This window comes from Chryseobacterium cucumeris (genome assembly GCF_001593385.1).
GTDB classification, from domain to species: Bacteria; Bacteroidota; Bacteroidia; order Flavobacteriales; family Weeksellaceae; genus Chryseobacterium; species Chryseobacterium cucumeris.
In genome coordinates this window covers 12,890-37,996 of the sequence record NZ_LUVZ01000047.1, presented here as the reverse complement: position 1 = coordinate 37,996, position 25,107 = coordinate 12,890, and the positions used below count along the sequence as shown (strand labels likewise).

Genomic DNA, 25,107 nt, shown 5'->3' with positions numbered 1-25,107 from the left:
TTATTGATCTTTGTCTCATTAACATTTAAATATAAAAACATGTCAACACAAAATGTACAAGGAAAAGTTGTTTTAATTGCCGGAGGAGGTAAAAATTTAGGAGGACTCTTAAGCAGAGATTTTGCATCCAAGGGGGCAAAGCTGGCCATCCATTACAACAGCGAAAGTTCAAAAGCCGAAAGCGAAAAAACACTGGCTGAAGTGCAGGCTTTAGGAGCTGAAGCATTTTTATTTCAGGGAGATCTTACCAAAGTAGATCATATCACGAAGTTTTTTGACGAAACTATTTCCCGCTTCGGAGGAATTGATATTGCAATCAATACTGTAGGGATGGTACTTAAAAAGCCATTTTCCGAAACGACGGAGGCTGAATATGACACCATGTTCAATGTAAACTCGAAATCTGCGTATTTCTTTTTACAGGAAGCGGGTAAAAAACTAAACAATCACGGAAAAATCTGTACGATTGTTACTTCATTGCTGGCAGCGTACACAGGATTGTATTCTACGTATGCAGGAGCAAAAGCACCGGTAGAGCATTTTACAAGAGCGGCTTCCAAGGAATTTGGAGCAAGAGGTATCTCTGTAACGGCAGTAGCGCCAGGTCCTATGGATACTCCTTTTTTCTACGGACAGGAAACCGACGATGCGGTCGCTTATCATAAGTCTGCATCCGCATTGGGAGGTCTTACCGATATTAAAGACATCGCTCCGCTGGTAGAATTCCTGGTAACAGAAGGCTGGTGGATTACCGGGCAGACCATATTTGCTAACGGTGGATACACAACAAGATAGCATATTGTAAAATCTATTCAAAAAAAAACTCACTGAAAAACAGCTTTCAGTGAGTTTTTTTATGGTAAAAGAAATAAGAAAATTAAGTGGTTTTAATCTTTCTTTTCTCCAATATACTTTTGATGATAAAGAATAATCCAAGAAGAACAAACGGAATACTCAGTAGCTGTCCCATATTCAAAATCATTCCGTGCTCAAATTCTACCTGATCCACCTTGATAAACTCAATCAGGATTCTCATAATGAAGATCAGCAGAATACTGATTCCAAAATAAAATCCTTTTCCGATCTTAAAAATATTCTTCTTATAAGTAAAATACACCGCAAGGAAAATAATAAAATAAGAGATGGCCTCATAAAGCTGGGCAGGATGTCTCGGAAGATCATCCACCTGACGGAATATAAAAGCCCATGGAACATCAGTAGGAATTCCTATAATTTCAGAATTCATAAGATTAGCCAGTCTGATGAAAGTACCACCCAACGGAAGTACAATTGCTATAGCATCCAGAACCGTCATGAACGGGATAGAGTATTTTCTTGCATAGATGAGAAGCATAATGACCAGACCTATACCGCCACCATGACTGGCAAGACCTGCAAATCCTGTAAAATGGTAGACTCCATCCGGCCCTTTCTGAATTGGTAAAAAGATTTCAAGCGGGTGCTGTGAATAATAATCAAAATCGTAAAAAAGGCAGTGTCCCAGTCTTGCACCTACCAGAATTCCGATCAGGGCATAGGAGAATAAAGCCTCATGTGCCTGAGTGCTGAGACCTTCTTTTTTATAAATTCTTTTTAAAATATTGAGTGATAAAACAAGTCCCGCAAGGAATAATAATCCGTAATATTTTATGGGAAGTCCTAAGATATTGACGATTTCGGGATTAATATCCCAGTTGATGTATAATAAATTCATTGCCGCAAAGATAAGAAAATAGGATTTTCTGAACAGAATGGTGATGCTTTATAACGGTATATTTTGATTTATAGCGTATTACATACTGTCACGGAAGAAAACCATCCCTATAAGAATGAATATAATTTAAAATGATTCTTGATGAAATATTGGGTAACTTTAACCTACCACCAAAATAAAAGTTATGCATCATCCACTGGAGAAACATTATGTAAACAGAGTAGGCTGGCTTCGTGCAGCGGTATTGGGCGCGAATGACGGTTTGTTATCTACTACAAGTATCGTTATAGGAGTTGCGGCTGCAGAGCCGGAGCGTCATATCATTATTCTTGCTGCATTAGCAGGGATGATTGCCGGGGCAATGTCTATGGCAGCGGGTGAATATGTTTCTGTAAGTTCTCAGGAGGATACAGAAAAAGCAGATTTACTCCGTGAAAAACGCGAGCTTGAAGAAATACCCGAAATAGAGCTCAGAGAATTGGCCAAAGTATATGAAAAAAGAGGCTGTACTAAAGAAACAGCCATGCAGGTAGCTATTGAACTTACAGAGCACGATGCTTTGGGAGCACATGCCCGTGATGAACTCGGAATTAATGAAATAACGCAGGCTAAACCTTTGGTAGCAGCAATGGCTTCATTCGGCTCATTTGCGGTGGGAGCCTTATTGCCATTTTTGGTGTCTCTTTTGGCTCCTCTTAAAGAAATGGTGTATTTCCAATATGGCTTTTCAATTATATTTTTAATGCTTTTAGGGGCAATCTCTGCCAGAGCAGGAGGTTCCAGTATTAAAATAGCTGTATTGAGGATTTGTTTCTGGGGAACCGTGGCGATGGGAATTACAGCATTTGTGGGGCATATTTTTGGAGTCAATGTAACGTAAAGACTAAAAACAGATTATTTAAATAAAAATATGACCACCTGTGTTTTGCAAGTGGTCTTTTTCTATTTGTGTTGATAGAATTTTGCCTGAAAAGGTAAATGGGAACTTTTACCTTTTTTCAATGGATTAATCAATACGAACGACGTTGATTGTAAACGGAGCTATAATATTGGTTGAATTGGGTGTTGATCCGAAAGTAAGTGCCTGAAATGAAAGAACCTGACCTGCATTCATTTTTAGTAATGTAGTATTTGTGCACGTAACAAATGAGGGTGCTCCGGATGCTTCAGGCAGGGAAACTTTAGTATTGGTAAATGACTGCTGAATCCCGTTCAGACTAATCTGGGCATATCCTAAATACCCGTCTCCACCATCTTCTGTTGCTCCTCTTTGAGGATAATTAATTACAAAATCAACCTTATATAATCCTGTTGCAGAAGCAGTAAAAGTATTACCCGTCATTTCACTGAGATTATCAAAAGTTTTTGCTGATGTTGCTGTATTTACAAAAGTATTGTTTGTTGTAATGACTACTATTCCGGTACCTCTTGCAGCGCTGATGCTTGATGAGTTTTGTAATTGTACAACACCTGTACTGTTCACGGTTAAGCTTCCCGCAGTTCCTGAAGAAGTCTGTAACCCTTCCAGTCTTATTGGGTTAGTAGCATTAATGTGGAGTTTATTGGTTGCTGAAGATGTTCCGATTCCTACATTTCCTGATATGGGATTGATTCTCATTCTTTCAATCAAACCGCCTCCGGTAGAATTTCCAATGTAAAAATCTTCTTCCGAACCATTGGTGAGTGTTGAACCCGTTCTTACAGATCCTAATGCCCAGTTTCCGCCTCCTGAAGAAGGTCCGTTATTGGTAAAACCAAGCAATGAAAAATTTCCTGCGGCCAAAGCAGAAGTGTTTCTTAAAGTAACAATTCCGTATTGGTTGGTTCCTGCAGTAGCATCAATCAGATTGTATCGGTTTGAAACTGGAGTGGTGGACACTACATGGAATCTTGTTTCAGGAGAGCTTGTTCCCAATCCGACTCTGTGATTGGCTCCATCTACAGAGAATGTAGTACCGTCAATAGAGAAGCCATTGTTGGCGGTGGTTGTAAATGTCAGAGTATTGGAGTTTTGAGTCACAACTCTGTTACCTGAAAGACTTCCGTCTGTATTGTAAAGATTCATGGCAAAAGGAACCCATTGAAATCCGGTAAAATAATAATATCCGATGCTGTCAATGCTGCCAACTTCTGCTATACTCGGCGTCGTACCGGTGGGTGAAGTAACGTCTGTGATATAAACAATAGCCCCTTTCTGATCAATACCATAAGTTCCGAAGTCTTTTGATGCTAATTGTTGCTTGGAAACTCTGGGAGGAAGAATACCATCCCTCATATTGGTGTTTGTACTTCCTACAACATCTAAAGTTGCCTGTGGGTTGGCGGTGTTAATCCCTACCTGTGCATGTGTAATTACGATTGTACTGCATAACGTGATCAGAGAATAAAAACGTTTAATTTTCATATTTAAGTTTATTTTAGTTTTTATTTTGTTGGTGTTTGTATTTTAAAATAAATGATTTTAATAAAAAATGATGAACTAAGCCACAAATTTATTTTTATTTTAGGTCTTATGATTACGTATAAATACTGCATTGTATGAAAAAATGCCAGCTGAAGTAGTTTTTTTTGTAAGGATGGCGTGTATTTGTGTTGGAATATGAGCTTTCAGTTCCCGAACATCCTTCGTTAATATTCACACTCCGGGAACTGTTAATGAAGTATCAGTATATTATATTTGTAACCCACCTTCAAGCTTCCCGTGAAAATACAGAAGTAATGGTGAGCGGCAAGGTTAGAAAATCAAAATTACAGCCTGATATAGCAGGATATACTTATTATGAATTAGAAATTGAAGAATTTAAATTTTAACCAGCTTTATGTTAATAACTTGTTTTTATAAAAGTCTTATTGCTGTTTACTGTTTCTCTTTGGGCTTCTCTTAAAAAATGGTGTATTTATAGTATGGATTTTCAATTATATTTTTAATGTTTTTAGGGATAGTTTCTGGCAGAGTCGGTGGTTCCGGTATTACAATAGCGGTATTGAGGATTTGTTTCTGGGGAATTGTGCGATGGGAATTACAGCTTTAGTAAGAAAGCTTTTTGGAGTAAATGTAACATAAATTTTTACTAGGATATGGTTAATTGTTAGTAAATCATTAATTGTTGAAATATTTAAATGTGAAGGTTTTTGTCTTTTGATTTACAGGTGTTTATGTGTAGTGATGTATGTTCGATATGCTCTTGATGTATTTGTGATGTATTGGTAATTTTAATCTGAATGTTGGTTTGTACTTAATTTTGGTTACGAATCATTTAAAACCAATTTTATGAGAAAAAAATTACTACCCTTGGCTTTATTATTTACTTTTTGTAAAATGTATTCGCAAGTAGGTGTTAACACGACCACTCCTGCTGCTACATTTGATATTACTGCCAAGAATGCTACAGGTGTTTCTACCAATGTGGATGGTGTTTTAATTACCCGTTTAGATCGGCAGAGAGCCCAGAGTATGACTGGAGTTCCTGTTTCAACCTTAGTGTACGTAAACAGTATTGCTACCGGATCACAAACGGGAAATGCTATCAATATTGATACTGTTGGTTACTATTATTATAATGGAACAGCGTGGGTAAAACTTCATAATCCAACCAATTCAATAGCTGCTAATATTTACAATGCGGATGGTACCCTTACCGGTAACCGTACCGTTTCGCAGGCAGGTAATACATTAGCATTTACCGGAACAGCTACCAATGCTTTTTCAGTAGATAACACAACCTTTTCAGTAGATGCCGCTAACAACCGCGTTGGTGTGGGTACATCTTCACCGGATACCAAATTGACGATCAGTACACCTGATGGCTCTTTCGGATTGAATCACACCAATGGTACAATCAACCTGAAAACGTACATTGGAAGTGGGTCAGGTTATTTGGGAACCACTACAGCAAATGATCTGAGCCTGATTACCAACAATACGGTAAGAATGACTGCCACTTCCACCGGGAGTGTAGGGGTTGGGACGCCTACTCCAAGCGCAACGCTTGATGTTCTTAGTAAAGGGACTACTAGTGCAACCAAAGCCCTGGAGATTAATGATAATACGAATAAAGAATTATTACAGGTGGCAGATGACGGAACGGTTCGTCTTGAGAAATACAAAGATATCGGGGTACTAGGGACTGATGCTAACGGCTATCTGGTAGATGGAAGCAACCTGAATATCCCTACTATTGCTACAGTAGGTTTTGCTAATACATCTGCTAATCAGACAGCAAATACTCCTTATTTAGTAGCTTTTACGATTAATAAAAATAATACCGCCAATGTAACCTATAGTAGTGGCAATTTTACCATAAATAAAGCAGGATATTATAATTTTTCAGTTTTTGTAAAATATGACATCTCCATGAACTCCCCAACAGGAGGATCTGCTAAAACAGAGCTCTTTAAAAACGGTACTGCGTTTACATATAGTCTTTCGGGGCATGGGGATGGAACAACAGATGTAGGGCATAATCTGGCGGGAACACAGTTTTTTAATGTTGGAGATGTTGTTAAGGTTACAGGACTTTATACCAGAACTTTTAGAATAACTCAGGGATCAATGACTATTGTATATTATGGTACTTAGTGCAGTATTTTATTGAGTATAATATATAAATAAAAACCTCTGAAAATCAAATGATTTCAGAGGTTTTTTGTACCCATAACCGAAGAAATATCGAAACATTTGGTGGAAGATTTGGAAAGAATTTCTGAAATATTACCTGGAAAATACTCCCAAAAAAAGAAGAATTAGTTAATATATTGAGTATGCTAAAAATGTCTTATTAAAATTTAATTATTTGCAGGGTACTGTCCGTTGAAATATTTTTATTTTTGAATATTTTTCAGGTATAGTATTTCAATTATTTAATTTCCTTAAATCTGAAGGTCTCGATCTGGTAAATTCGCGGAAAGTATCACTAAATGAGCTTACAGAATTATAACCCACGTTATATGCAATTTCATTAATGGACTTATTTGTATTAAGAAGAAGTTCAATGGCCTTAATAATTCTTAAAGTTTTTAAGTATTGGAGAAAAGAAATATCCAAATCTGTTTTAAAAAGACGCGATAGAGAGCGTTCACTCAATCCAAATTTTTTACTTATACTAGCAAGACTGTGTTTTTCTTCTATTGTACATTCAAGATAAGAAACAATATTCCTAGTCATCTTGTTTTTGGTGGCAGGAAGAATAATGGGCAAGGGTTGTTGATGGGTTTTGGGTAGAATTTTTTTTAATGCTACTAAAAATTCAAAATTTTCATCAGTAGATATTACATGTCTCTCATCCCATATTTCAGTATACTTGATCATTTGTATTAAAAGTTCTGTGGCAGGATAAATACCAAGACGACTGAAAAAAGGATCAGACAAATCGTCATGAGCAAAGAAATATAATGATCGTAATACTGTTGCAGAATGACCAATTTGTAAAATATGTTCCAAACCCTGCGGAATCCAGAAGAAATGTCTTGCGGGAACAACATATGTCCGATTATTTATAGTAATATAAGCGATACCTCCTTCAACATAACTAAGTTGTCCTTTGGTATGTCTATGAACCGGGATCAATTTTTCAGATTTTTCATGCATTACAAATACACTTTTATCGTTCTTATCAATATCTGGTAGTGAATTAATTAATCCCATACTAATGTTGTATTTATTGAAAACAAAGATAATGAATTTGGCCGGAATCATGAAAAGAATGACTATTGTCGATAAATTTTTTTTATGTAAAGGATGTAGATTTGCAATACAATGATTCTAAAATTTTCAATGAAAAATTATCTCACTGGATTTCTAATGTTTGGAATAACTTTTTCGACTTGGGCCCAGAGTTCTGTTTGGAATGCAGACACATTAAAACTCTCACTAAAAGACGCTTGGAACAAAGCAGAGGAACACAGTCGCGATATTAAAATAAAACATTTGGAAGTGGGTATTTCTGCTGAAGAAGTAAAAGATCTTAGAGCGGAGCGGCTTCCCGAAGTGCAGATAAAAGGAAGTGCAGAAAAAGCAAGCAATATACCGATTTATGAAAATGGCTTATTTTCAAAACCAAGTCAACATGAAGTAATACATACACTCTACAGAGCAGGTGCTGATTTTTATCTTAATCTCTATAATGGAAATAAACTTAATCTACAAATTAAAGAAGAAAAAATACTTCACGAGATTTCTGAAATTAACAGAGAGCAAACTGTTTCTGATATTCACTACAAGACGGCTGCTTTGTATTTAGACTTACAAAAAATATTAATTTTCAGAAAACTTATAAAAGAGGATATTGAAGACCAAAAAAAACAGCTGAAAGAAATACGTAGCTTATTAAAAAACGGTGTTGTACTAAAGAGTGACGTTTTGAGAATAGAGCTTGAGCTCTCCAGACGTGAAATGGCATTAATTACGATAGAAAATGATATTCTTATTGCTACTCAAAAACTGAATATTATTATGGGAGCTCCTGACGAACAAATTGTAGTTCCAGACGAACCGGCTTACATTTGGAACAATACCACCTCCTACGAAGAATATTTAAAAACGGCCTTAGAACATTCATTTGATTATCACATTTCAGAACACAAAACAGAGCTCAGTAAAATAAAAATAGATCAAATTAAAGCTAATGTAAGACCCAAAATTGGAATGTATGGAGAATTTTATTATGCAAATCCACAAATTTTCTTATTTCCTTACAATCCATATTGGTATTCTTTGGGGGTAATAGGGTTAAGAGCATCTTTCAATTTATCATCTTTTTATCATAATACCCATAAGGTAAGAGCTGCCAAAATAGAGTTTGAAAAAGAAGAAGAAAGTTATAAAAATACCGAAGATAAGGTAAGACAACAAGTAAAAGAAGCTTACCTGAGGTATCAGGAGGCTTTAGAACAGATAAAAGTTGCTGAGGCTAATCAGGCTCATGCGAAAGAAAATGCAAGAATTATTAAAAATACTTACTTTAATCAGACTTCTTTAATTACAGATTTGTTAGATGCAGATGTACAGCTTCTACAGACAAAGTTCGAGCTTGAAGCAGCAAAAATAATGGCACAGAACAAATATTACTTACTACAAAACATTATAGGTATTTTATAAATCATGAAAAAAAAATATACGGTAACTGATAGATTTGTTACTAAAATTACAGGGTGGATTGCAAGTTTAATTCTTTTGGGGCTTATAGTTTGGGGGGGAGGATCCTTAATGGATTATTATAAATATGAGCAAACAAATGATGCACAAATACAAGAGTATGTTAATCCTGTTATTTCTAGGGCTGGAGGCTTTATAGTTGATGTTAAGTTTGAAGAAAATCAAAACGTAAAAAAGGGAGACACAATTTTGGTGATTGATAATAGAGAATATGTTCTTCAACAAGAACAAACGCAAGCATCTCTTGCAAAAGCTGAGGCTCAGCTTGTCGTTTTAGGAAGTACAATTAATACATTGGAAAATGAAGCTTCTTCTTCTCAAGCACAGATTGCTGCAAATAAAGCGAAGGTATGGAAACAAGGATTGGATTATGATAGATATCTGAAACTATATAATGAAGAATCTGCTACTAAACAACAAGTCGAAAAAGTTCAGGCACAACTTGATGTAGATAAAAGTGAATATAGATCATCTCAAGAAAACTACGCTGCATCAGTTTCAAAAATAGAAGATATTCGCGCAGAAAGAAATGTTGTAAAAGCTGAAATTCAAAGGTTGAAATCATTGCTAAATAGACATAAATTAGATGTTACTTATACGTATATTACAGCTCCTTATAATGGCAGAATGGGAAGACGTACAGTTGAAGTGGGTCAAATGATTGATGCAGGAGAAACTCTTGCTTTTATTGTAAATGACGATACAGATAAATGGGTCGTTGCAAACTATAAAGAAACTCAAATTAAAGATATGAGAATAGGTGATGAAGTAAAAATTATCGCAGATGCATATCCTAATAAAGAGTTTAAAGGAACTATTATTTCTCTTTCACCTGCTACGGGTTCTAGTTTCTCGTTACTCCCACCTGATAACTCTACAGGTAATTATGTTAAAATTGTTCAACGTATACCCATAAGAATACGAGTAGATGGTTCGAGGAAAGAAATAGATGTTTTAAAGGTAGGTATGAATGTTAACGTATTCGCGTCTAAAAAGCATAGTTAAATGAAGACAGCAATCCCAATATTTAAATCTTGGATTCCTGACTGGATGGTGAAAATAGTACTTTTCAGTATGACCCTACCTGGAATTGTGATTTTCTTTCTTCCTCTAGCTAACATCAATGCAGCAGCAGGCTATTATGGAAGTGAACCCGCAGATATGCAGTTTGCAGTAGCTCTTTTTTACGCCGGATACGTAGGATTTTATTCTCTGGAAAGAAGGTTCTTTACTTTTCTAGCTGCGAAAGAATATTTTATAATTTTTACTACTCTGCAAATGCTTGCTTGTTTGGTATGTTACATTACAAAAGATGTTTATATATTATTTCCCGTAAGGTTTATACAAGGAATGTTGTTTGCATCCAATGTGAATATCTCTTTATCTTTAATGTTTACAAGGTTGAAAAGTGAACGTGCGAGAGAAATTGGTTTTTCAGTATTTTTTGGAACTTTGCTCTGTGCTTTGCCTTTCAACAATTTGGTTACCGCGGAATTAATAGATTCTTACAACTTTAACATCGTTTTTAAGTCTGCAATATTCTCCTTCTTTCCGGGTTTACTGTTTATAATAACAGGAATGAATTCTTTTCGGTTACACGTTAAATTTCCTTTATACAAATTGGATTGGCAAAGCTTTGTAATGTACAGTGCTATTCTGTCACTTATAGGTTATATTACCATATTTGGACAAGAGTACTATTGGCTTGATGATGTCAGGATTTCCGGTAGTGTATTAGCTATAATAATTCTGTTAATTATTTCTATATTTCGTCAGAAATCATTGAAGCGACCCTATATCAATTTACGTATTTTTTCTTATCGAAATTGTAAAGTAGGTTTAGTTGTGCTTTTTGTTATGTATATCTGTCGGTTTGCGTCAGGTATTACCAATAGCTATTTCACGGGAGTATTGAAGTTTGATCCTTTTTACCTCTCTTACATGAATGTTTTTAATATTTTAGGGATAATAGCTGGAGTTATTATTTCTGCTGCGATGATTCTGCAGAAAAAAAGAATCAGAAATATTTGGTTATTAGGATTTTGTTTATTGTTTGTTTTCCACGTAAGGATGTATTATCTTTTTGATATACAAGCTGATGAATTTAATTATTTTCTACCATTATTTCTTCAGGGAATGGGTGTAGGTTTTATTATGGTACCCACAATTGTTTATATTATTGCCTCTGTACCAGTCTCGTTAGGTCCATCTGCTGCTGCTGCTGCATTAGCTATAAGGTATTTTGGTTATGCTGTAAGTATTGCTATTATAAATTATTTCGAGCTTTTCAGAAAAAGTATGCATTATAATGCTTTTCAGGATCATTTAACAAAAATAGATCCTATGGTAAAAAACTTTTTGCATAAGCAAAATACAAAACTTAGTACCAAAGGTATGCTGGAGGGAATATCTTCTAAAGCTTCTGAGAAATTACTTATTAAAAATCTTACTATGCAAACACAGATCCGTTTTGCTATGGATTATTATGAGATGATGGCTATTTTCTTATTAATCATTATGGTACTTATTGCAATATTCCCGTATGTTAATAGGACTCGTGTATATCTTAGATCCCGAAGACTTTCACCGGCTTAAACTTTTTAATCAATACTTATATTATGAAATTAAAACATATATTAATTATTCTTTTGATATTAAATGGTCTTTTTTCCTGTAATAATGATGACAATACTTTTCATCTGAAAACAGTGAAGCTTCTTGAATATTCAAAGAATTTACCCGAACAAAAGCTGTATATAAAAGCTTTTTCTGATGATTTACCAGAGTCGATTGCGCAAACTGAAGAATATCCAAGTACATTACCATTGCCGGCAACTCTAAAAATGTATCCTTCGCCAAGCATGAACCTATACGGGAAAAATTACCACCTGGAGCTTTGGGGCGGGATTTCAGGATATATTGGAAGGTGTGATATTGATATGGATGACTATAAAATTGTTTTCCCTATTGATATGGAAATTGAAAACGATAGTTTAAGTATTTCGATGCAAGGCACCTGGGACTAAGAATAAAACAAGTATGGAGGAAATAAGAATTTTTAGTGAAACTATATCAGAACTCCTAGACAGTGGGTATCTTTTACAAAATGAACTAACGGAATATTTAAATTTAATACAAAATATTAAAACAGAAGGTTCTGAAATTCCAGCTTCTGGGTTCAAAGTTGATAAAATATATAAATGTTATGACGATAATTCTGAAATAATTTATGTTTTTGCAATATCAAATCCAAATAACAATATAAAAGGAATAACTACTTCAATTCGCGTAGATGAAAACATTATTGAATTCTCGGAATTGTTCAAGAAAATTAGAAAAGGAATAGAGAAATTCGGAAATTATGTTTTTGGAATAAATAATAATAAAATATTTTATCACTTATGATTAATTTTCAACAAATTAATTAAAATTAATCATAAGATTACGTAATACAATCTTATGACCGAAAGTGAATAAATTAAGAGTTATTCTATATTTTGAGCCTTTAATAGCTTAAGAAATTTTTAGAATAGCTTTTATTATTTTTTCGGTGGATTACTATGGGCTACTTTTCAAAAAAAATCTAAGATAGTAAACAGGCATATAAGAAGACAGGTTATAGTTTTTATATGAATCAATTTTCTTGTGTTTTTGTTCGTAAAAACGGATTTTCATCTTCCATCAAGTCTTTGACCTTTGAAACAATAGTTTGTAGATATTGTAAACAAAATTTTGACTTTTCAATCACGATCTTGCATAAAGATCTAGATTCTGCTATTATATCAAAATTCTATTTGCGTATTAATTCTTTTGACTTTTATTTTTTCATTATCAATCGAAACAATGATCAAAATTTCTTTTTCGTTTATGACAAAACACAAATAAATTTGTACACTGAACAATAGTCTTGATTCTTTAAAACAAATTACTGAACAGGTTGTCTGGTAAAGAATTGTAATTTAACAGTTATAAACAATGCGAATATGTTTTATCTTAAAAAAAGTATCTAATTCTTTGTTGATGAGTATGGAATATTGTGATTAAAACAAGTTTTTTTATGTTGAGAAAATACGATTTGTTCAATCTGACAATTACATCAAGTTGTTGAAACATTTTAAACTAAATTAATGTAGTTTATTAAAAAAGAGCACCTATCCAGTTTCATCTTTTTAAATGTATGTCTGAATAGGTGATAAATTAATAACTAAAGCTATAGTTTAAAACACTTTTAATATTAGCTGTGTTTGCTATGATGACTTTTAAGGTATTTGTAATTTAAATGGCCCTTCAAAGTAAGTCTGATAAGAATCAATTAACTTCCCATTTAAATCATATACACCTATAGTAATATTCTGTTTGGAAAGATTCATTTGTGATTCTGGAAAGCTGATGTTGATGGTTCCTTTTGATATTTTATCACGATCTACGACTATTTTACTAGAAGCACTATAATTAATTTCAGCATGTGCCGGTTCGATAACTTTTATAGTAACAATTTTTTTATTATTTGTCTTATTGAGAAATGTGTAATTATACGTATTGATAATTTTTCCTTCTCTTACAAAAAATGTACTACCTGCAGGTTTGATAAACTTCGCTTCCATATCACCTCTACTTGACAGAAGGAATCCAAGGAACCCGATCAGCAATATCAGAATTGCTGCAAAACCTTTCATTCTGCTAGTAAACTTATAAGGAGTCCCGGTCTCAATCTCTCTTTCTGATGCGTATCTGATCAAACCTTTGGGCAAACCTACTTTTTCCATTATTTCGTCACATGCATCTATGCATGCAGTACAATTTACGCATTCCAATTGCTGTCCGTCTCTAATATCGATTCCGGTAGGACAAACTGAAACACATTGATAACAATCGATACAATCACCTTTTCCTGTAACTTTTCTGTCTTCCCCATTTCTCCATTTAGAGCGGTTTTCACCTCTTTTGAAATCATAAAATACATTAATAGTTTCCTTATCAATTAGTACACCTTGTAACCTTCCATATGGACAAACCAGTGTGCAAACCTGCTCTCGAAACCATGCAAATACAAAATAAAAAGTGGCTGTAAAAAGAATCATAACAATAAAGTTGGTGATGTTCTCAAATGGTCCTTCTGAGATAATTTTAAACACTTTTTCGTAACCAACAATATACATAAACATAACGTGAGTGATGATGAGAGAAATGATAATATAAATAGACCACTTTAGAGTCCTTTTCCAAATTTTTTCAGTATTCCACTCCTGGCGTTCAAGTCTCATTTGTTTATTGCGATCACCCTCAATCCAAAACTCTATTTTTCGAAAGACCGATTCCATAAAAATTGTTTGAGGGCATATCCAACCACAAAAAATTCTTCCAAAGGCAATAGTAAAAACAATAATGAAAATAAGAGAAGCAATAGCACCTAGGGTAAGAATAAAAAAATCCTGCGGATAGAAAGGTTGCCCCGCAATAAAATATTCTCCATTAATGACATTTAACAAAAAGAAAGGGTTTCCATTAATTTTAATAAATGGAATGACAAAGTATATAATCAAAAGAGTATAACTTACTAAATCTCTGTAATTAGTGTATTTACCCTTTGGTTTTTTGGGAAAAACCCATTTTCTCTTCCCTGATTGTTCCATTGTTCCTATAGAATCTCTATAGGTCTCAGGGTTTAAAACTTGCCCCTGTCCGCCGCGAACGACTTCTTCATTTATTTCTGACATTTCAGTGTTAGTATATATAAATTGTAATTTTTATTGATCATCACGGAGGGGAGCACGCTCTGCTTCATGATAGAATTTTTTTGGTCTTGTGAAAACATAAAGTATGAGAATAACGAAAAATAATAAAAAAATAATCATGGATAACGTTTGATAAAATCCTGCATAATCAGTATTTGCTAAAATGTCTTTAAAGTTTTGAGGAATCATTTCATGTATATTTAATTGTTACCAGCTGTTTTTATATCGCTTGTTTTTATATCTGTACCTAATCTTTGCAGATAGGCTATAAGGGCTATAATTTCTTTCTTTTCTAGTTCACCTTGTGGCCTTTTGGCGTAGGCTTCTTTCAAGTCTGTAGCCTCCGAAAAAATGTCTTTCACTATTATAGATGCCTGATTGTCGGCCCATTTATCAGCTGAATCAATTTGGGCTTTTGTGTAAGGTACATCAAATGTATTTTTCATGAATTTTAGCTTATCGATCATTTTAGATCGGTCTAAATTATTGGCTATTAGCCATGGATAACGAGGCATAATAGAACCGGCCGATGTGGACCTAGGATTATACATATGTTTATAATGCCAAGAACTTGGGTTTTTACCACCTTCTCTATGTAAATCTGGCCCTGTTCTTTTTGACCCCCAAAGGAATGGTCTGTCATAAACAAATTCCCCTGCCTTAGAATACTGGCCGTTTTTGCCGTTAAATCTTACAATCTCATCTCGGAATGGTCTTACAATTTGAGAGTGACAGGCATTACAGCCTTCGCGGATGTATAAATCTCTACCTTCTAATTCTAAAGGAGAATATGGTTTTACAGCTGAAATTGTCGGTACATTTTGTTTAAGCATTAAAGTTGGTATAATTTCTACAGCCCCTCCAACTGAGACTGCAATAAAAGATAGCACTGTGAATAAGACGGGCAATCTTTCCAACCAAAGATGTATACCTTCTCCTTCTTTTCTTTTATTATTAATATTAGCTAAGGCTGGTGCTTCTGCCGGTACTTCTTTTTGGAAAGAGCCTTTTCTAATAGTAGCCGCAAGGTTAATGACCATTAAGATAGCACCTGAAAAGTAAAATAACCCACCTAAAAATCTCATTTTAAAATAAGGGATAATTGCTGTTACTGTATCTAACCAGTTCTTCCATAATAATGTCCCGTCTGGGTTAAATTGTTTCCACATTAATCCTTGTGTAAATCCTGAAATATACATTGGTACTGCGTAGAAAATAATTCCCAAAGTTCCCAACCAGAAATGCCAGTTCGCCAGCTTAACAGACCATATTTTTGTTCTCCATAGGATTGGAATAAGGTAGTAGATCATTCCAAAAGCCATAAAACCATTCCATCCTAATGCTCCAAGGTGAACATGACCTATCACCCAATCGGTAAAGTGACCAATTTTGTTGATGTTTTTAGTCGCCAGTAGTGGTCCCTCAAAAGTTGCCATACCATAACAAGTAACTGCAACGACAAAGAATTTTAAAATAGGATTTTCTCGTACTTTATCCCAAGATCCTCTCAGAGTCAATAGTCCATTCAGCATTCCTCCCCATGATGGGGCAATCAGCATAATTGAAAAACCAGTACCTACAGCTTGTGCCCATGCTGGTATTGCTGTATATTGAAGATGATGTGGTCCTGCCCAGATATACACAAAAATTAACGACCAGAAATGAATAATTGAGAGCTTATACGAAAAAACAGGCCGTTCGGCTGCTTTTGGAAGAAAATAATACATTAATCCCAAAATTGGAGTGGTTAAAATAAATGCAACTGCGTTGTGACCATACCACCATTGTACAATAGCATCTTTTACTCCAGCATACGCAGAATATGATTTCCACCCCGTAAATGATAAGGGAACTTCAAGGTTATTGAATATGTAAAGCATTGCTACTGCAATCCAAGTTCCCAAATAAAACCAAATTGCAACATATAGATGTCTAACTCTTCTTTTTGTGATGGTTCCGAACATATTAAGTCCAAAAATTACCCATGAAAAAGTAAGAAGTATGTCGATTGGCCATTCATGTTCCGCATATTCCTTTGATGTATTGATTCCCATGAAGAAAGTAATAAAGGTTACTACGACCATTAACTGCCACGTCCAAAAATGAATCCAACTTAATGTTTTGTTAAACATTTCTGTTTTTAAAAGGCGAGGTACAGAGTAGTATACCCCAATAAAAAAGCTGTTACAAACAAATGCAAAGATTACAGTATTTGTATGCAACATTCTTATTCTACCAAATCCGAAGGCTCCATTAGTATCTATCAATGCTTGGATACCTCCGTCTCTCAAGATATGGATAGATTGGTCATCTGTCCCAAAAATGAATTCAGGCAGTTCAGGGTAAAACAAAAGCAGAGCCGCAGTCAGTCCAAAGACGAATCCTATTAAGGCAAAAACTATTGTTGCATATAAAAATGCACGTACTATGGTGTTATCATAGTAAAATTTCTGTGTTTCCATTATGTTCAAAGTTAATATACCACTATCATTTATTTATGGTGTTAATCATCGAAAAAATAGCTATTTTTATGATGATTAAAATATTACAGCAATAAAGTATGAAGGAGGTTTATCCAACATTTGAAATTGAAGGTCTGTCGACGTGTAATTCAATTAATGAAGTATTTACCATTGATAGATTTTCAGAATTTTTAGATCAAAATCCTGGAACAACAAAAGTTCATCGCCATTCTTTTTATCATGTTACCTATTTTGTAAAAGGATATGGTGAAAATTTAATCGACTTCAAAACATACGACGTTGCTCCAGAAAAGATTTTTTTTATGCGTCCGGGACAGGTTCATAGTTGGAGATTGGATGAAAATGCAGAAGGTTATGTAATTAATTTTTCCACTACTTTTTTTGATCAGTTGAAGATCAATTCTTCGTTAATTGATCAATTTCCATTTTTTAATTTATTTGAAAGTGACCAGATGGTAAATATTTCAAAGGAAAACCAACGTAAGTTGAAAGTTTGTTTTGAAGATATTATTGAAGAAATGACAGACATTCAATCTTGGTCACAAATAATGATTGCATCCTTAATACTTCAAATTTGTGCACTTGCTGGAAAAGATACTATCTCCAAAACTATATTTATTGACACGAATTATAATTCTTTAATATTAAAGCAGTTTATAGAGATTTTAGAAACTAATTTTCATCAATATAAATTACCCAAAGATTATGCAACTTCTCTAAATATAACACCTAACCAATTGAACTTTATATGTAAGCAACAAATTAACCTATCAGCTGGTGAAATTATTAGAAATAGGATTATTCTGGAAGCTAAAAGACTTTTGGTGAATTTTGATTTATCAATTACAAATATTGCTGAAGCATTAAATTATTCAGACCCGTCTTACTTTGTAAAATTTTTTAAAAAATATACATCATTTACCCCCGAGGCCTTCCGAAAGCAATATTATAATAAGTATTAAAAATCATTCAATAGTATTATAAATTTAATAAATTACGATTAATAGAAATGATTTCTGAAAAACATATAAAAGATTATAATTACAATATCACGCAGTATAGTAGTGGAGATTTTATCTATGAGGAAAATTCAACCTGTAAGAGTTATTTTCAAATTATATCAGGAACGGTCAAGCTTAATAATTACAGTGAAGATGGAAAAGAATTCATTCAGAATATTATCAATGCACCACAAGGATTTGGCGAAGTCTTATTATTTATTAATGAAAAGTATCCAACTAATGCCATAGCCTTAACAGATTGTGATATTATACAGATTTCTTCCAAAGATTTTTTTAAACTGTTGACTGAATATCCTAAATATGCGATAGAAATTAACAAAAGCCTTTCACGCAGGTTATATTATAAAATGATCATGTCTCAACATATATTTTCTAATGACCCTACTACGAGACTTAAAACTTTAATGAATTATTTTAAGAATATCTATTGCATAGAAAATGGTTTAAATTCCGAATATATTGTTCCGTTAACCCGCCAACAGATGGCAAATCTAACCGGATTGCGTGTAGAAACTGTTATACGAACTATTAAATTAATGGAAAAAAATAATCTGCTGAAGATAAAAAAAGGATTAATTTACTATTAAATAAACTAACCAGTTGTGATTTCAATCATAATAGAAAATTAAGCATTCAAAGTAGTTTTAAGTAAATAAAGTTGTTTCTTAAAACTTATACTATGAACGAACTTCTTAATGAGCCTGGTTTACAAATTACAATTGTTCTTTTTTTGATTCCCATCATTTTTGCACTTATTCTTATTTTAATAAGAGTAAATCGGATGATTTCTGATACATTGAAAAAAAAAGAACTTAAAAGGATATATGAGCATCTGAGTCATCTGCAGCCAGGCGAAATTTCTGCGTTGGAGGAACGAAAAAAAGAACTTGAATTCCAACTTTCAGGAAACGAACTTTCCGCAAATAAGCAAGTAAAAGACCCGCGTGGGTTAATAGACCAAGCAAATGAAATTCATGAAATCCGTTTTCTGCAAACCAAAAGAGAGGAGGGAAGGAATATTAAAATTCCGGATGAGGAAAAAAAATTAATCCTTTGGTTTCTTGGCACTAGTGTATTCTGGCTTTTTATGGGAACCACGGTTGGTGAATATCTTGGAATAAAATTTGTCGCTCCGGATGCTGACCATATCAGCTGGTTGAGTTTCGGAAGGCTTAGACCCGTACATACCAATATGGTTTTTTGGGGATGGGCATCTATGGCAATGGTAGGTTTCTCATATTATGTCATTCCAAGGGTGGGAAATACAAAAATTTTCAATCTTAAGATAGGATATGTGACTTTAATATTAATGAATTCTGCTGTATTTCTTGGTAGCGTTTGCTTAATGGCGGGAATCAATAATAGTGGCGGAGAGTACAGGGAATATATCTGGCCAGTTATGTTACTTTTTGCTACAGGAATTATAATTAGTATTTATAATCATATCAATACGATCGCGTTCCGAAAAACAGAAGAAATCTATGTTTCCAATTGGTATGTAGTCTCGGCTATGATGTTTGTTGTAGTCATATTGGTGGTTGCTTATCTTCCATTTTGGCAAGACGGTTTGGGAGAAACCATAACGCAGGGTTATTTTATGCATCAGGGAGTGGGGATGTGGTTTATGTTTTTCAATTTGGGATTAATGTATTATTTTCTTCCACAAGAGTTGAACAGTCCGGTGTATTCTTATAGTTTGAGTATACTTGCGTTTTGGACACAGATTTTATTTTATACTCTTATTGGAACTCATCACTTTATTTTTAGTGCCATTCCTTGGTGGATGCAAACCATTGCTATTGTTGCGAGCGTGGGAATGGTGATTCCCGTAGCTGCAGGGAGCATTAATTTTATGATGACTATTCGAGGATCTTGGCATCGCCTTAAATTGAGCTATGTGTTACCTTTTTATGTAGTTTCTATTATTTTTTATTTTACAGGCTCACTACAAGGTACAGCAGAGGCGTTTAGAACAACCAACTTATTATGGCATTTTACTGATTTTACAGTAGCCCATTCGCATTTAACGATGTATGGGATTATTACGTTCATGCTATGGTCTTTCACTTATACCTTAGTACCGAGACTTACTTCTTATGAACCACCAAGTATTACTGTAGGATTACATTTTTGGTTAGCTTTGGTTGGTGTTTTAGTATATACCGTTTCATTAATGATAGGTTCTACAGAAAAAGGAGTGATGTGGATTGAGAAGAAACCATTTATTGAAGGGGTTGTACATATGATACCCTTTTGGTTGTGGAGAGCAATCGGAGGAACAATGATGTGGTTGTCACATATCATCTTCGCATATAATTTTTACAGAATGATAAAGCCCAAAAAAGAAATAAAACTACCTCAGACACCAGGCGATATTTTAGAAATCATTCACAATAAACAAGTAAAAGCATAATGGATTTTTTTAGTGACCATAAGAAACTTTTTTCCTCAGCATTGGCGTTTTTCCTTTTTCTGACCCTATTTATATGCATATTTCCTGCGTTGAATAACCAAAAAGTATATCAACCTTTACAAGGAAGTAAACCATTTACAGAAGAAGAAAGCCGTGGGAAATCAATTTATATCCGTGAAGGCTGCGTAGCATGTCATACCCAGCAGGTTCGTAATGTAGACATGGATCAGGTATTCGGTAACCGTCCAAGCCTGGCTGTAGATTATGCCAGAAACAAAAGGATCAATCTTTTTCAGAATACTGCTACCCTCATGGGAACAGAAAGAACAGGTCCCGACCTTACCAATATTGGAGCCCGGCAATCCAGTAAAGATTGGCAATACTCTCATCTGTTCAATCCCAGAGCTGTAGTTCCTCAATCTATAATGCCTTCTTATAAATGGCTATTTATAGTTAAAGATCAGCTTGATCCTGGAGATAAGGAAATAAGTCTTCCTGATGCATTTAAAAAAGGAATTAAAGGAAAAATTGTTCCATCAAAAGATGCCAGTGATCTTGTTGCATATCTTCTCAGTCTTAAACAGACCGAACTTCCAAAGAGTATTCCTGCAAGAGAATTTCTATACAAAAAAGAAGAGAAAAAAGCTGAAGGAAATGCAGGAGGAGATAATCTTCCTGATGGAGAAGCTTTATTCATAGCCAATTGCGCTACCTGTCACCAAGCAACTGGGGAAGGAGTTCCAGGAGCATTTCCACCATTGAAAGGCGACAAAGTAGTGTTAGGAGATAATCTGGAACTCTATGTTACGATTATTATGAAAGGATATAATGGTCTGGCTCCTCAATTTGGAGAAATGCCAGCGGTAGGAACCAATGCTAATTTCAAACCTGAAGATGTGACTGCTCTCATTAACCATGAAAGGACAAGCTGGGGAAATAATGGGAAGAAAGTAACAGTTGAGGAAATAAAAATAATCATGGATAAAATAAAATAAAATAAAATAAAATAAAATAAAATAAAATGAAAAAATTAAAGCTTATATTTCCTGTTTTTGTCTTTTGGACTGGATATTTTCAGGCTTGCGATGCGTGTAAGCTTCAGCAACCCAAAATAACACAGGATTTTACACATGGTACTGGCCCGGAATCAAACTGGGATTGGGCTATTGTAATAATTATTGCAATAATTACCCTAGGAACATTTTTTTATTCTTTCAAATTTTTAATCAAACCAAACGAGAATAACAAAAAGCATATCAAAAATAATATATTGGATTTTTAAATCTTAGAAAATGTCTAAACATAATGCCATAGTCTTTATATATATAGATGAGGAATCGAATCCTATTGCAGAACTTCAGACTCCTATTGTTTTCAATCTCGATACTACGAAATTGTCGGACGGAGAACATACTTTAAAAATTATTAGCAGATTTGATAATAAAGAAGGTCTGAAAATCATACATTTTAATGTGCGCAATGGACCGATTATTCATATGGAGGGGTTATCTGACAATGAAACTGTCAACGGGACATTGCCATTAATGCTCAATGCATATGATACAGGTAGAAATCAAAGTTTCATTATAAAAGGAAGTGAAAATCCACGAACGATTCCAGTTTGGGTTTGGGTTATTGCTTTGGTATTTATAGCTTGGGCCGCTTTTTATATTGTTACAAATTTTAGTCTTTAGATAATTGTATTTGTCCAATTTTATTAGTCTTCTCAAGAAAGAAATTTTATGATAATTTTAAAATCTACCTAACATTAATAATACATTGAATGAAAATAAAATTAAAAGAATCTATGAAACTTATTCCCCTACAGATGGATACCGTGTATTAGTTGATAGGTTATGGCCTCGAGGAATCTCTAGAGAAAATGCCCATATAGAGGAATGGAATAAAGAGCTTGCTCCTTCCACGGAACTCCGAAAGTGGTTTCATCACGATCCAAAACTTTGGAAGAGCTTTTCAGAAAAATACGAAATCGAGCTCAAAGAAAAAGATCCCGGAAAAGAATTTCTAAATCGAAATAAAAAACAAGATATCATCACTTTGGTCTATGGTGCTAAAGATGAGCAGCATTGCCATCCTTTGATTTTAAAAAAATATTTAGAAAATTTGATTTTAAATGATAAAATATGATAGATTTCTTTTTGAATCCATCTATCCAGCACCTAATTTTGTGAAAAAATTGAATTTATATTGGTAATGAAAAGAAAAAGCATACAAAGACACCATTATTTCAGATTAATTTTAATTTCTATCATAATAAGTATCTGCGCTTCTTTTCTAGGATACTCATTAAAGTTAATTACTGAATATTTTCAAAAGCTCATATTTCATTTTGCAGAAGAAGAAAATACCTTAATTTTTATTTTTCTGCCAACGATTGGGATTACAGCAATCTACTTTTTAAGAAAATACTTTTTTTTGAATAGAAAAAATAAAGGAATCACCGAAATTTACAAAACTCTTGATCAAAGAAAAAATCATCTACCTCTTTTCAAGATTCCATCACATTATTTTAATGGATTTCTTACTGTAATCTTCGGCGGTTCCACAGGAATTGAAGTATCTACGGTCGTTGCAACAGCAACTCTAGGAAATACGATATACGAAAAACATTTTTCTGCAAATATTTATAAATTGGAACTTATTAGTGCTGGGGTTGTTGCTGGGGTAAGTATTTTATTTGGAAGTCCAATTGCTGGGTGGCTTTTTGCTATGGAAGTAATTGCAAGAAAGTTTAATAAAACACTTTTTATAAGCTGTACTGCATCTGCTATCATTTCCGCTATTTTTCTTTGTTTTATAAAAAGTGAACCATTACTCTCTTTTGAAATTACTGGATGGAAATGGACTGCGCTTCCGTTTTTTGTAATCTTAAGTTTATTAGGAGGTGTTTTATCTGTTTATTTTACAGTTTTAGTTATTAAGATTAAAGATTTTTTTTCAGGAATTTCCAATAATTTTTTGAGGGTAAATTTAGGAGCTTTAATTGTAGGTGGGCTAATATTTTGTTTTCCGTTTTTGTATGGCGATAGTTATCATTCATTATCGGAAATTCTCAACCATCCCAAGAGTTACTCCTTTCTTTTTCTTCTTTTTCTAATTTTATTAAAACCATTAGCTTCTGCTCTAACTCTTGGCGCTGGAGGAGATGGTGGTGTTTTTGCGCCTAGTATTGTTGCAGGTGCATTCTTGGGACTTACCTTTGCTCTTTTTTGCAATACTTTTTTTGGAACATCTTTAATTTATGTAAATTTTGTGTTGGTTGGGGCTGCCGCTACTTTATCAGCATCTATTTATGCTCCTTTAACTGCACTTTTCCTGGTGTGTAATCTAGCACCTAACGGATATGTGTTATTCTTTCCAGTATTATTAGGATGTTGGGCTTCGCAAAACTTAGCTAGGAGAATTATACCCTATAATGTATATTCATATGATATTAAAAGCTAATAATGTCTGTTTTCTTTTCTTAAAAGTGTGTAAATTAAACAAATAATTTATGCAAACATGCGGGTTTTATGACGAATCAGGAGAATTTGCCTTCCGAGTTGGTTTGCCTGGAAAAAGTGGCGTACGGAGCGAAATTGTAGCAACATGCTTAAACATTATATCGTTTCGGTATGGTTTCCAAAATTAAATTTAAAAGGAAACTCGTACAGAGGAATGAAATCCTTGGAAGAATTAACGAGAGTAACGGAAGACTCAATTTTTGGGAATTATAATTACCATTGTTTTTTAGCTATTAAATGATCAAAGAATTTTCTTACAAACAATTTGGCAACGTAGAATTTAGCAATCATTTTTAGGAGACCAATTATTGACAGCCATAGGCTGATCATATCAAAATTCTTTTTATTCCTGAAAATGCTATCATACAGGTTGATTTTCAAGAAATATAAATGCAAACTGATTCGTTGTTATTTATCAATCCAAATGTGGTATTAAAACCTTTCGAAACAATTGGAGGGCAACTCATGAATTTTAATAAAGACTTTTACTGTGTAGAAATCCATGACCAGGAAGTAGCCTGTGATGGAATATTATACAATAATGTCTTTGAAATCCCATCTATTAATTTGAATCAAGAGCAGTCTGCTGACATCCAAAGGATCATAGGGGAAATCTAGTCTGAAATGGAGCTTGAAGATTCAAATACGGAGGAAGTGTTGTGAATACTTTTAAAAATGATTATATTGAAATCTACAAGAATTTGAAAGGAGCGGCATCAATTGGTTGATGTTGAGCAGCAGGCAAATGTACAGTTTTTGAGAAAGTTCAGTAAGCTGATCGAGAAGCAAAGAACTCCATACAGTTGCTGATTATGCAGACCTGCTTTTCATTACTCTTAAAAACTTAAGTAAAAAATAGGATTTGTCAGTAAGGAAACTCCCAATGAAATTATAAAAAATCATATTATTCTTGAAAGTAAAAGGTTTCTGGCTCACATCTCAATTACCGTAAAGAAATTGCTATAATCTGAATTACAAGGATGATGCCTATTTTATCCGTTTTTTTACAAAAAGCGCTGGGTCTCACCCATCACTTTTAGAAAGCAGTTCAAATAAATACCAT

24 protein-coding genes and 1 pseudogene are annotated in these 25,107 nt (G+C 33.9%); 19 read left to right on the top strand and 6 right to left on the bottom strand.

The features are described from left to right. Positions 1-39 precede the first annotated feature (39 nt). Positions 40-795: an SDR family oxidoreductase gene (locus A1704_RS23085; RefSeq protein WP_062676348.1), complete on the top strand. Its 756-nt coding sequence runs from the start codon at positions 40-42 to the stop codon at positions 793-795. Positions 796-877: 82 nt separating this feature from the next. Here A1704_RS23085 and lgt read toward each other — a convergent pair whose 3' ends face one another. After that, positions 878-1,714 (bottom strand): prolipoprotein diacylglyceryl transferase, encoded by an 837-nt coding sequence (gene lgt, locus A1704_RS23080; RefSeq protein WP_062676347.1) that lies wholly within the window; start codon positions 1,712-1,714, stop codon positions 878-880. Positions 1,715-1,898: 184 nt separating this feature from the next. Here lgt and A1704_RS23075 point away from each other — a divergent pair, with 184 nt between their 5' ends. Beyond that, positions 1,899-2,594 (top strand): VIT1/CCC1 transporter family protein, encoded by a 696-nt coding sequence (locus A1704_RS23075; RefSeq protein WP_062676346.1) that lies wholly within the window; start codon positions 1,899-1,901, stop codon positions 2,592-2,594. A 126-nt stretch (positions 2,595-2,720) separates the two neighbouring features. Here A1704_RS23075 and A1704_RS23070 read toward each other — a convergent pair whose 3' ends face one another. Next, positions 2,721-4,118 (bottom strand): hypothetical protein, encoded by a 1,398-nt coding sequence (locus A1704_RS23070; RefSeq protein WP_062676345.1) that lies wholly within the window; start codon positions 4,116-4,118, stop codon positions 2,721-2,723. A gap of 251 nt (positions 4,119-4,369) precedes the next feature. Here A1704_RS23070 and A1704_RS24625 point away from each other — a divergent pair, with 251 nt between their 5' ends. Together A1704_RS24625 and A1704_RS23060 are read left to right on the top strand one after the other, a co-directional pair. After that, positions 4,370-4,525, top strand: coding sequence for a hypothetical protein (locus A1704_RS24625; RefSeq protein ID WP_157885800.1), 156 nt, complete (start codon positions 4,370-4,372; stop codon positions 4,523-4,525). 460 nt (positions 4,526-4,985) lie between these two features. Beyond that, the gene (locus A1704_RS23060; RefSeq protein WP_131797564.1) at positions 4,986-6,293 is read left to right on the top strand and encodes a hypothetical protein; all 1,308 of its coding nucleotides are present in this window, start codon (positions 4,986-4,988) and stop codon (positions 6,291-6,293) included. Positions 6,294-6,566: 273 nt separating this feature from the next. On the opposite strand, the gene A1704_RS23055 is transcribed toward A1704_RS23060, so the two are convergent. After that, complete coding sequence (locus A1704_RS23055; RefSeq protein WP_062676471.1) at positions 6,567-7,358, bottom strand: AraC family transcriptional regulator; 792 nt, start codon at positions 7,356-7,358, stop codon at positions 6,567-6,569. Between the two features lie 129 nt (positions 7,359-7,487). Between A1704_RS23055 and A1704_RS23050 the strand changes: the two genes are divergently transcribed. From A1704_RS23050 to A1704_RS23030, 5 genes are read left to right on the top strand one after another with little or no spacing between them, the layout of a single operon-like run. Further along, complete coding sequence (locus A1704_RS23050; RefSeq protein WP_062676342.1) at positions 7,488-8,810, top strand: TolC family protein; 1,323 nt, start codon at positions 7,488-7,490, stop codon at positions 8,808-8,810. Between the two features lie 3 nt (positions 8,811-8,813). After that, complete coding sequence (locus A1704_RS23045) at positions 8,814-9,872, top strand: HlyD family secretion protein (RefSeq protein WP_062676341.1); 1,059 nt, start codon at positions 8,814-8,816, stop codon at positions 9,870-9,872. Then, positions 9,873-11,462: an efflux MFS transporter permease gene (locus tag A1704_RS23040; protein ID WP_062676340.1), complete on the top strand. Its 1,590-nt coding sequence runs from the start codon at positions 9,873-9,875 to the stop codon at positions 11,460-11,462. A 23-nt stretch (positions 11,463-11,485) separates the two neighbouring features. After that, positions 11,486-11,893: a hypothetical protein gene (locus tag A1704_RS23035; protein ID WP_062676339.1), complete on the top strand. Its 408-nt coding sequence runs from the start codon at positions 11,486-11,488 to the stop codon at positions 11,891-11,893. 13 nt (positions 11,894-11,906) lie between these two features. Next, complete coding sequence (locus tag A1704_RS23030; RefSeq protein ID WP_062676338.1) at positions 11,907-12,272, top strand: hypothetical protein; 366 nt, start codon at positions 11,907-11,909, stop codon at positions 12,270-12,272. An 854-nt stretch (positions 12,273-13,126) separates the two neighbouring features. Here A1704_RS23030 and ccoG read toward each other — a convergent pair. Genes ccoG through ccoN form a run of 3 tightly spaced genes read right to left on the bottom strand, consistent with a single transcriptional unit; the run spans position 13,127 to position 17,064 of the window. Next, positions 13,127-14,584, bottom strand: coding sequence for a cytochrome c oxidase accessory protein CcoG (gene ccoG / locus A1704_RS23025; protein WP_062676337.1), 1,458 nt, complete (start codon positions 14,582-14,584; stop codon positions 13,127-13,129). 30 nt (positions 14,585-14,614) lie between these two features. Then, the gene (locus tag A1704_RS24135; RefSeq protein ID WP_082798858.1) at positions 14,615-14,791 is read right to left on the bottom strand and encodes a cbb3-type cytochrome c oxidase subunit 3; all 177 of its coding nucleotides are present in this window, start codon (positions 14,789-14,791) and stop codon (positions 14,615-14,617) included. Between the two features lie 11 nt (positions 14,792-14,802). Next, positions 14,803-17,064: a cytochrome-c oxidase, cbb3-type subunit I gene (gene ccoN / locus A1704_RS23020; protein WP_062676336.1), complete on the bottom strand. Its 2,262-nt coding sequence runs from the start codon at positions 17,062-17,064 to the stop codon at positions 14,803-14,805. 98 nt (positions 17,065-17,162) lie between these two features. Here ccoN and A1704_RS23015 point away from each other — a divergent pair, with 98 nt between their 5' ends. The 10 genes and pseudogenes from A1704_RS23015 (at position 17,163) to A1704_RS24620 (ending at position 24,662) form a co-directional block, all read left to right on the top strand. Then, positions 17,163-18,047 (top strand): AraC family transcriptional regulator, encoded by an 885-nt coding sequence (locus A1704_RS23015; protein ID WP_062676335.1) that lies wholly within the window; start codon positions 17,163-17,165, stop codon positions 18,045-18,047. 47 nt (positions 18,048-18,094) lie between these two features. Further along, a complete protein-coding gene (locus A1704_RS23010) occupies positions 18,095-18,694 on the top strand; it encodes a Crp/Fnr family transcriptional regulator (RefSeq protein WP_062676334.1) in 600 nt (199 codons plus the stop codon). 92 nt (positions 18,695-18,786) lie between these two features. After that, positions 18,787-20,520, top strand: a complete 1,734-nt coding sequence (locus tag A1704_RS23005; RefSeq protein WP_062676333.1) for a cbb3-type cytochrome c oxidase subunit I — start codon at positions 18,787-18,789, stop codon at positions 20,518-20,520. Beyond that, positions 20,520-21,515, top strand: a complete 996-nt coding sequence (locus A1704_RS23000) for a cbb3-type cytochrome c oxidase subunit II (protein ID WP_062676332.1) — start codon at positions 20,520-20,522, stop codon at positions 21,513-21,515. Before A1704_RS23005 ends, A1704_RS23000 begins: the two co-directional genes overlap by 1 nt. Positions 21,516-21,541: 26 nt before the next feature. Beyond that, positions 21,542-21,802, top strand: a complete 261-nt coding sequence (locus A1704_RS22995; protein WP_062676331.1) for a hypothetical protein — start codon at positions 21,542-21,544, stop codon at positions 21,800-21,802. A 10-nt stretch (positions 21,803-21,812) separates the two neighbouring features. Then, the gene (locus A1704_RS22990; RefSeq protein ID WP_062676330.1) at positions 21,813-22,214 is read left to right on the top strand and encodes a hypothetical protein; all 402 of its coding nucleotides are present in this window, start codon (positions 21,813-21,815) and stop codon (positions 22,212-22,214) included. 85 nt (positions 22,215-22,299) lie between these two features. Beyond that, entirely contained in the window at positions 22,300-22,668 is a 369-nt protein-coding gene (locus tag A1704_RS22985; protein WP_062676329.1) for a DUF488 domain-containing protein, read from the top strand. 66 nt (positions 22,669-22,734) lie between these two features. Further along, positions 22,735-23,985, top strand: a complete 1,251-nt coding sequence (locus A1704_RS22980) for a chloride channel protein (RefSeq protein WP_062676328.1) — start codon at positions 22,735-22,737, stop codon at positions 23,983-23,985. A gap of 49 nt (positions 23,986-24,034) precedes the next feature. Continuing rightward, positions 24,035-24,285: pseudogene (locus A1704_RS24130) on the top strand (glutaminase); the annotation flags it as partial. Between the two features lie 149 nt (positions 24,286-24,434). Then, positions 24,435-24,662, top strand: a complete 228-nt coding sequence (locus A1704_RS24620) for a hypothetical protein (RefSeq protein ID WP_062676327.1) — start codon at positions 24,435-24,437, stop codon at positions 24,660-24,662. The last annotated feature ends 445 nt before the right edge of the window (positions 24,663-25,107 follow it).

Coding starts and splice junctions, on each gene's coding strand:
- A1704_RS23060 (WP_131797564.1), top strand. CDS start 4,986: ATGAGAAAAAAATTACTACCCTTGGCTTTATTATTTACTTTTTGTAAA.
- A1704_RS23000 (WP_062676332.1), top strand. CDS start 20,520: ATGGATTTTTTTAGTGACCATAAGAAACTTTTTTCCTCAGCATTGGCG.
- A1704_RS23015 (WP_062676335.1), top strand. CDS start 17,163: ATGAAGGAGGTTTATCCAACATTTGAAATTGAAGGTCTGTCGACGTGT.
- A1704_RS23040 (WP_062676340.1), top strand. CDS start 9,873: ATGAAGACAGCAATCCCAATATTTAAATCTTGGATTCCTGACTGGATG.
- A1704_RS23085 (WP_062676348.1), top strand. CDS start 40: ATGTCAACACAAAATGTACAAGGAAAAGTTGTTTTAATTGCCGGAGGA.
- A1704_RS23075 (WP_062676346.1), top strand. CDS start 1,899: ATGCATCATCCACTGGAGAAACATTATGTAAACAGAGTAGGCTGGCTT.
- A1704_RS23035 (WP_062676339.1), top strand. CDS start 11,486: ATGAAATTAAAACATATATTAATTATTCTTTTGATATTAAATGGTCTT.
- A1704_RS24620 (WP_062676327.1), top strand. CDS start 24,435: ATGCAAACTGATTCGTTGTTATTTATCAATCCAAATGTGGTATTAAAA.
- A1704_RS22990 (WP_062676330.1), top strand. CDS start 21,813: ATGTCTAAACATAATGCCATAGTCTTTATATATATAGATGAGGAATCG.
- lgt (WP_062676347.1), bottom strand. CDS start 1,714: ATGAATTTATTATACATCAACTGGGATATTAATCCCGAAATCGTCAAT.
- A1704_RS23010 (WP_062676334.1), top strand. CDS start 18,095: ATGATTTCTGAAAAACATATAAAAGATTATAATTACAATATCACGCAG.
- A1704_RS24625 (WP_157885800.1), top strand. CDS start 4,370: ATGAAGTATCAGTATATTATATTTGTAACCCACCTTCAAGCTTCCCGT.
- A1704_RS24135 (WP_082798858.1), bottom strand. CDS start 14,791: ATGATTCCTCAAAACTTTAAAGACATTTTAGCAAATACTGATTATGCA.
- A1704_RS23030 (WP_062676338.1), top strand. CDS start 11,907: ATGGAGGAAATAAGAATTTTTAGTGAAACTATATCAGAACTCCTAGAC.
- A1704_RS23005 (WP_062676333.1), top strand. CDS start 18,787: ATGAACGAACTTCTTAATGAGCCTGGTTTACAAATTACAATTGTTCTT.
- A1704_RS23055 (WP_062676471.1), bottom strand. CDS start 7,358: ATGGGATTAATTAATTCACTACCAGATATTGATAAGAACGATAAAAGT.
- A1704_RS22980 (WP_062676328.1), top strand. CDS start 22,735: ATGAAAAGAAAAAGCATACAAAGACACCATTATTTCAGATTAATTTTA.
- A1704_RS23045 (WP_062676341.1), top strand. CDS start 8,814: ATGAAAAAAAAATATACGGTAACTGATAGATTTGTTACTAAAATTACA.
- ccoG (WP_062676337.1), bottom strand. CDS start 14,584: ATGTCAGAAATAAATGAAGAAGTCGTTCGCGGCGGACAGGGGCAAGTT.
- ccoN (WP_062676336.1), bottom strand. CDS start 17,064: ATGGAAACACAGAAATTTTACTATGATAACACCATAGTACGTGCATTT.
- A1704_RS22995 (WP_062676331.1), top strand. CDS start 21,542: ATGAAAAAATTAAAGCTTATATTTCCTGTTTTTGTCTTTTGGACTGGA.
- A1704_RS23050 (WP_062676342.1), top strand. CDS start 7,488: ATGAAAAATTATCTCACTGGATTTCTAATGTTTGGAATAACTTTTTCG.
- A1704_RS23070 (WP_062676345.1), bottom strand. CDS start 4,118: ATGAAAATTAAACGTTTTTATTCTCTGATCACGTTATGCAGTACAATC.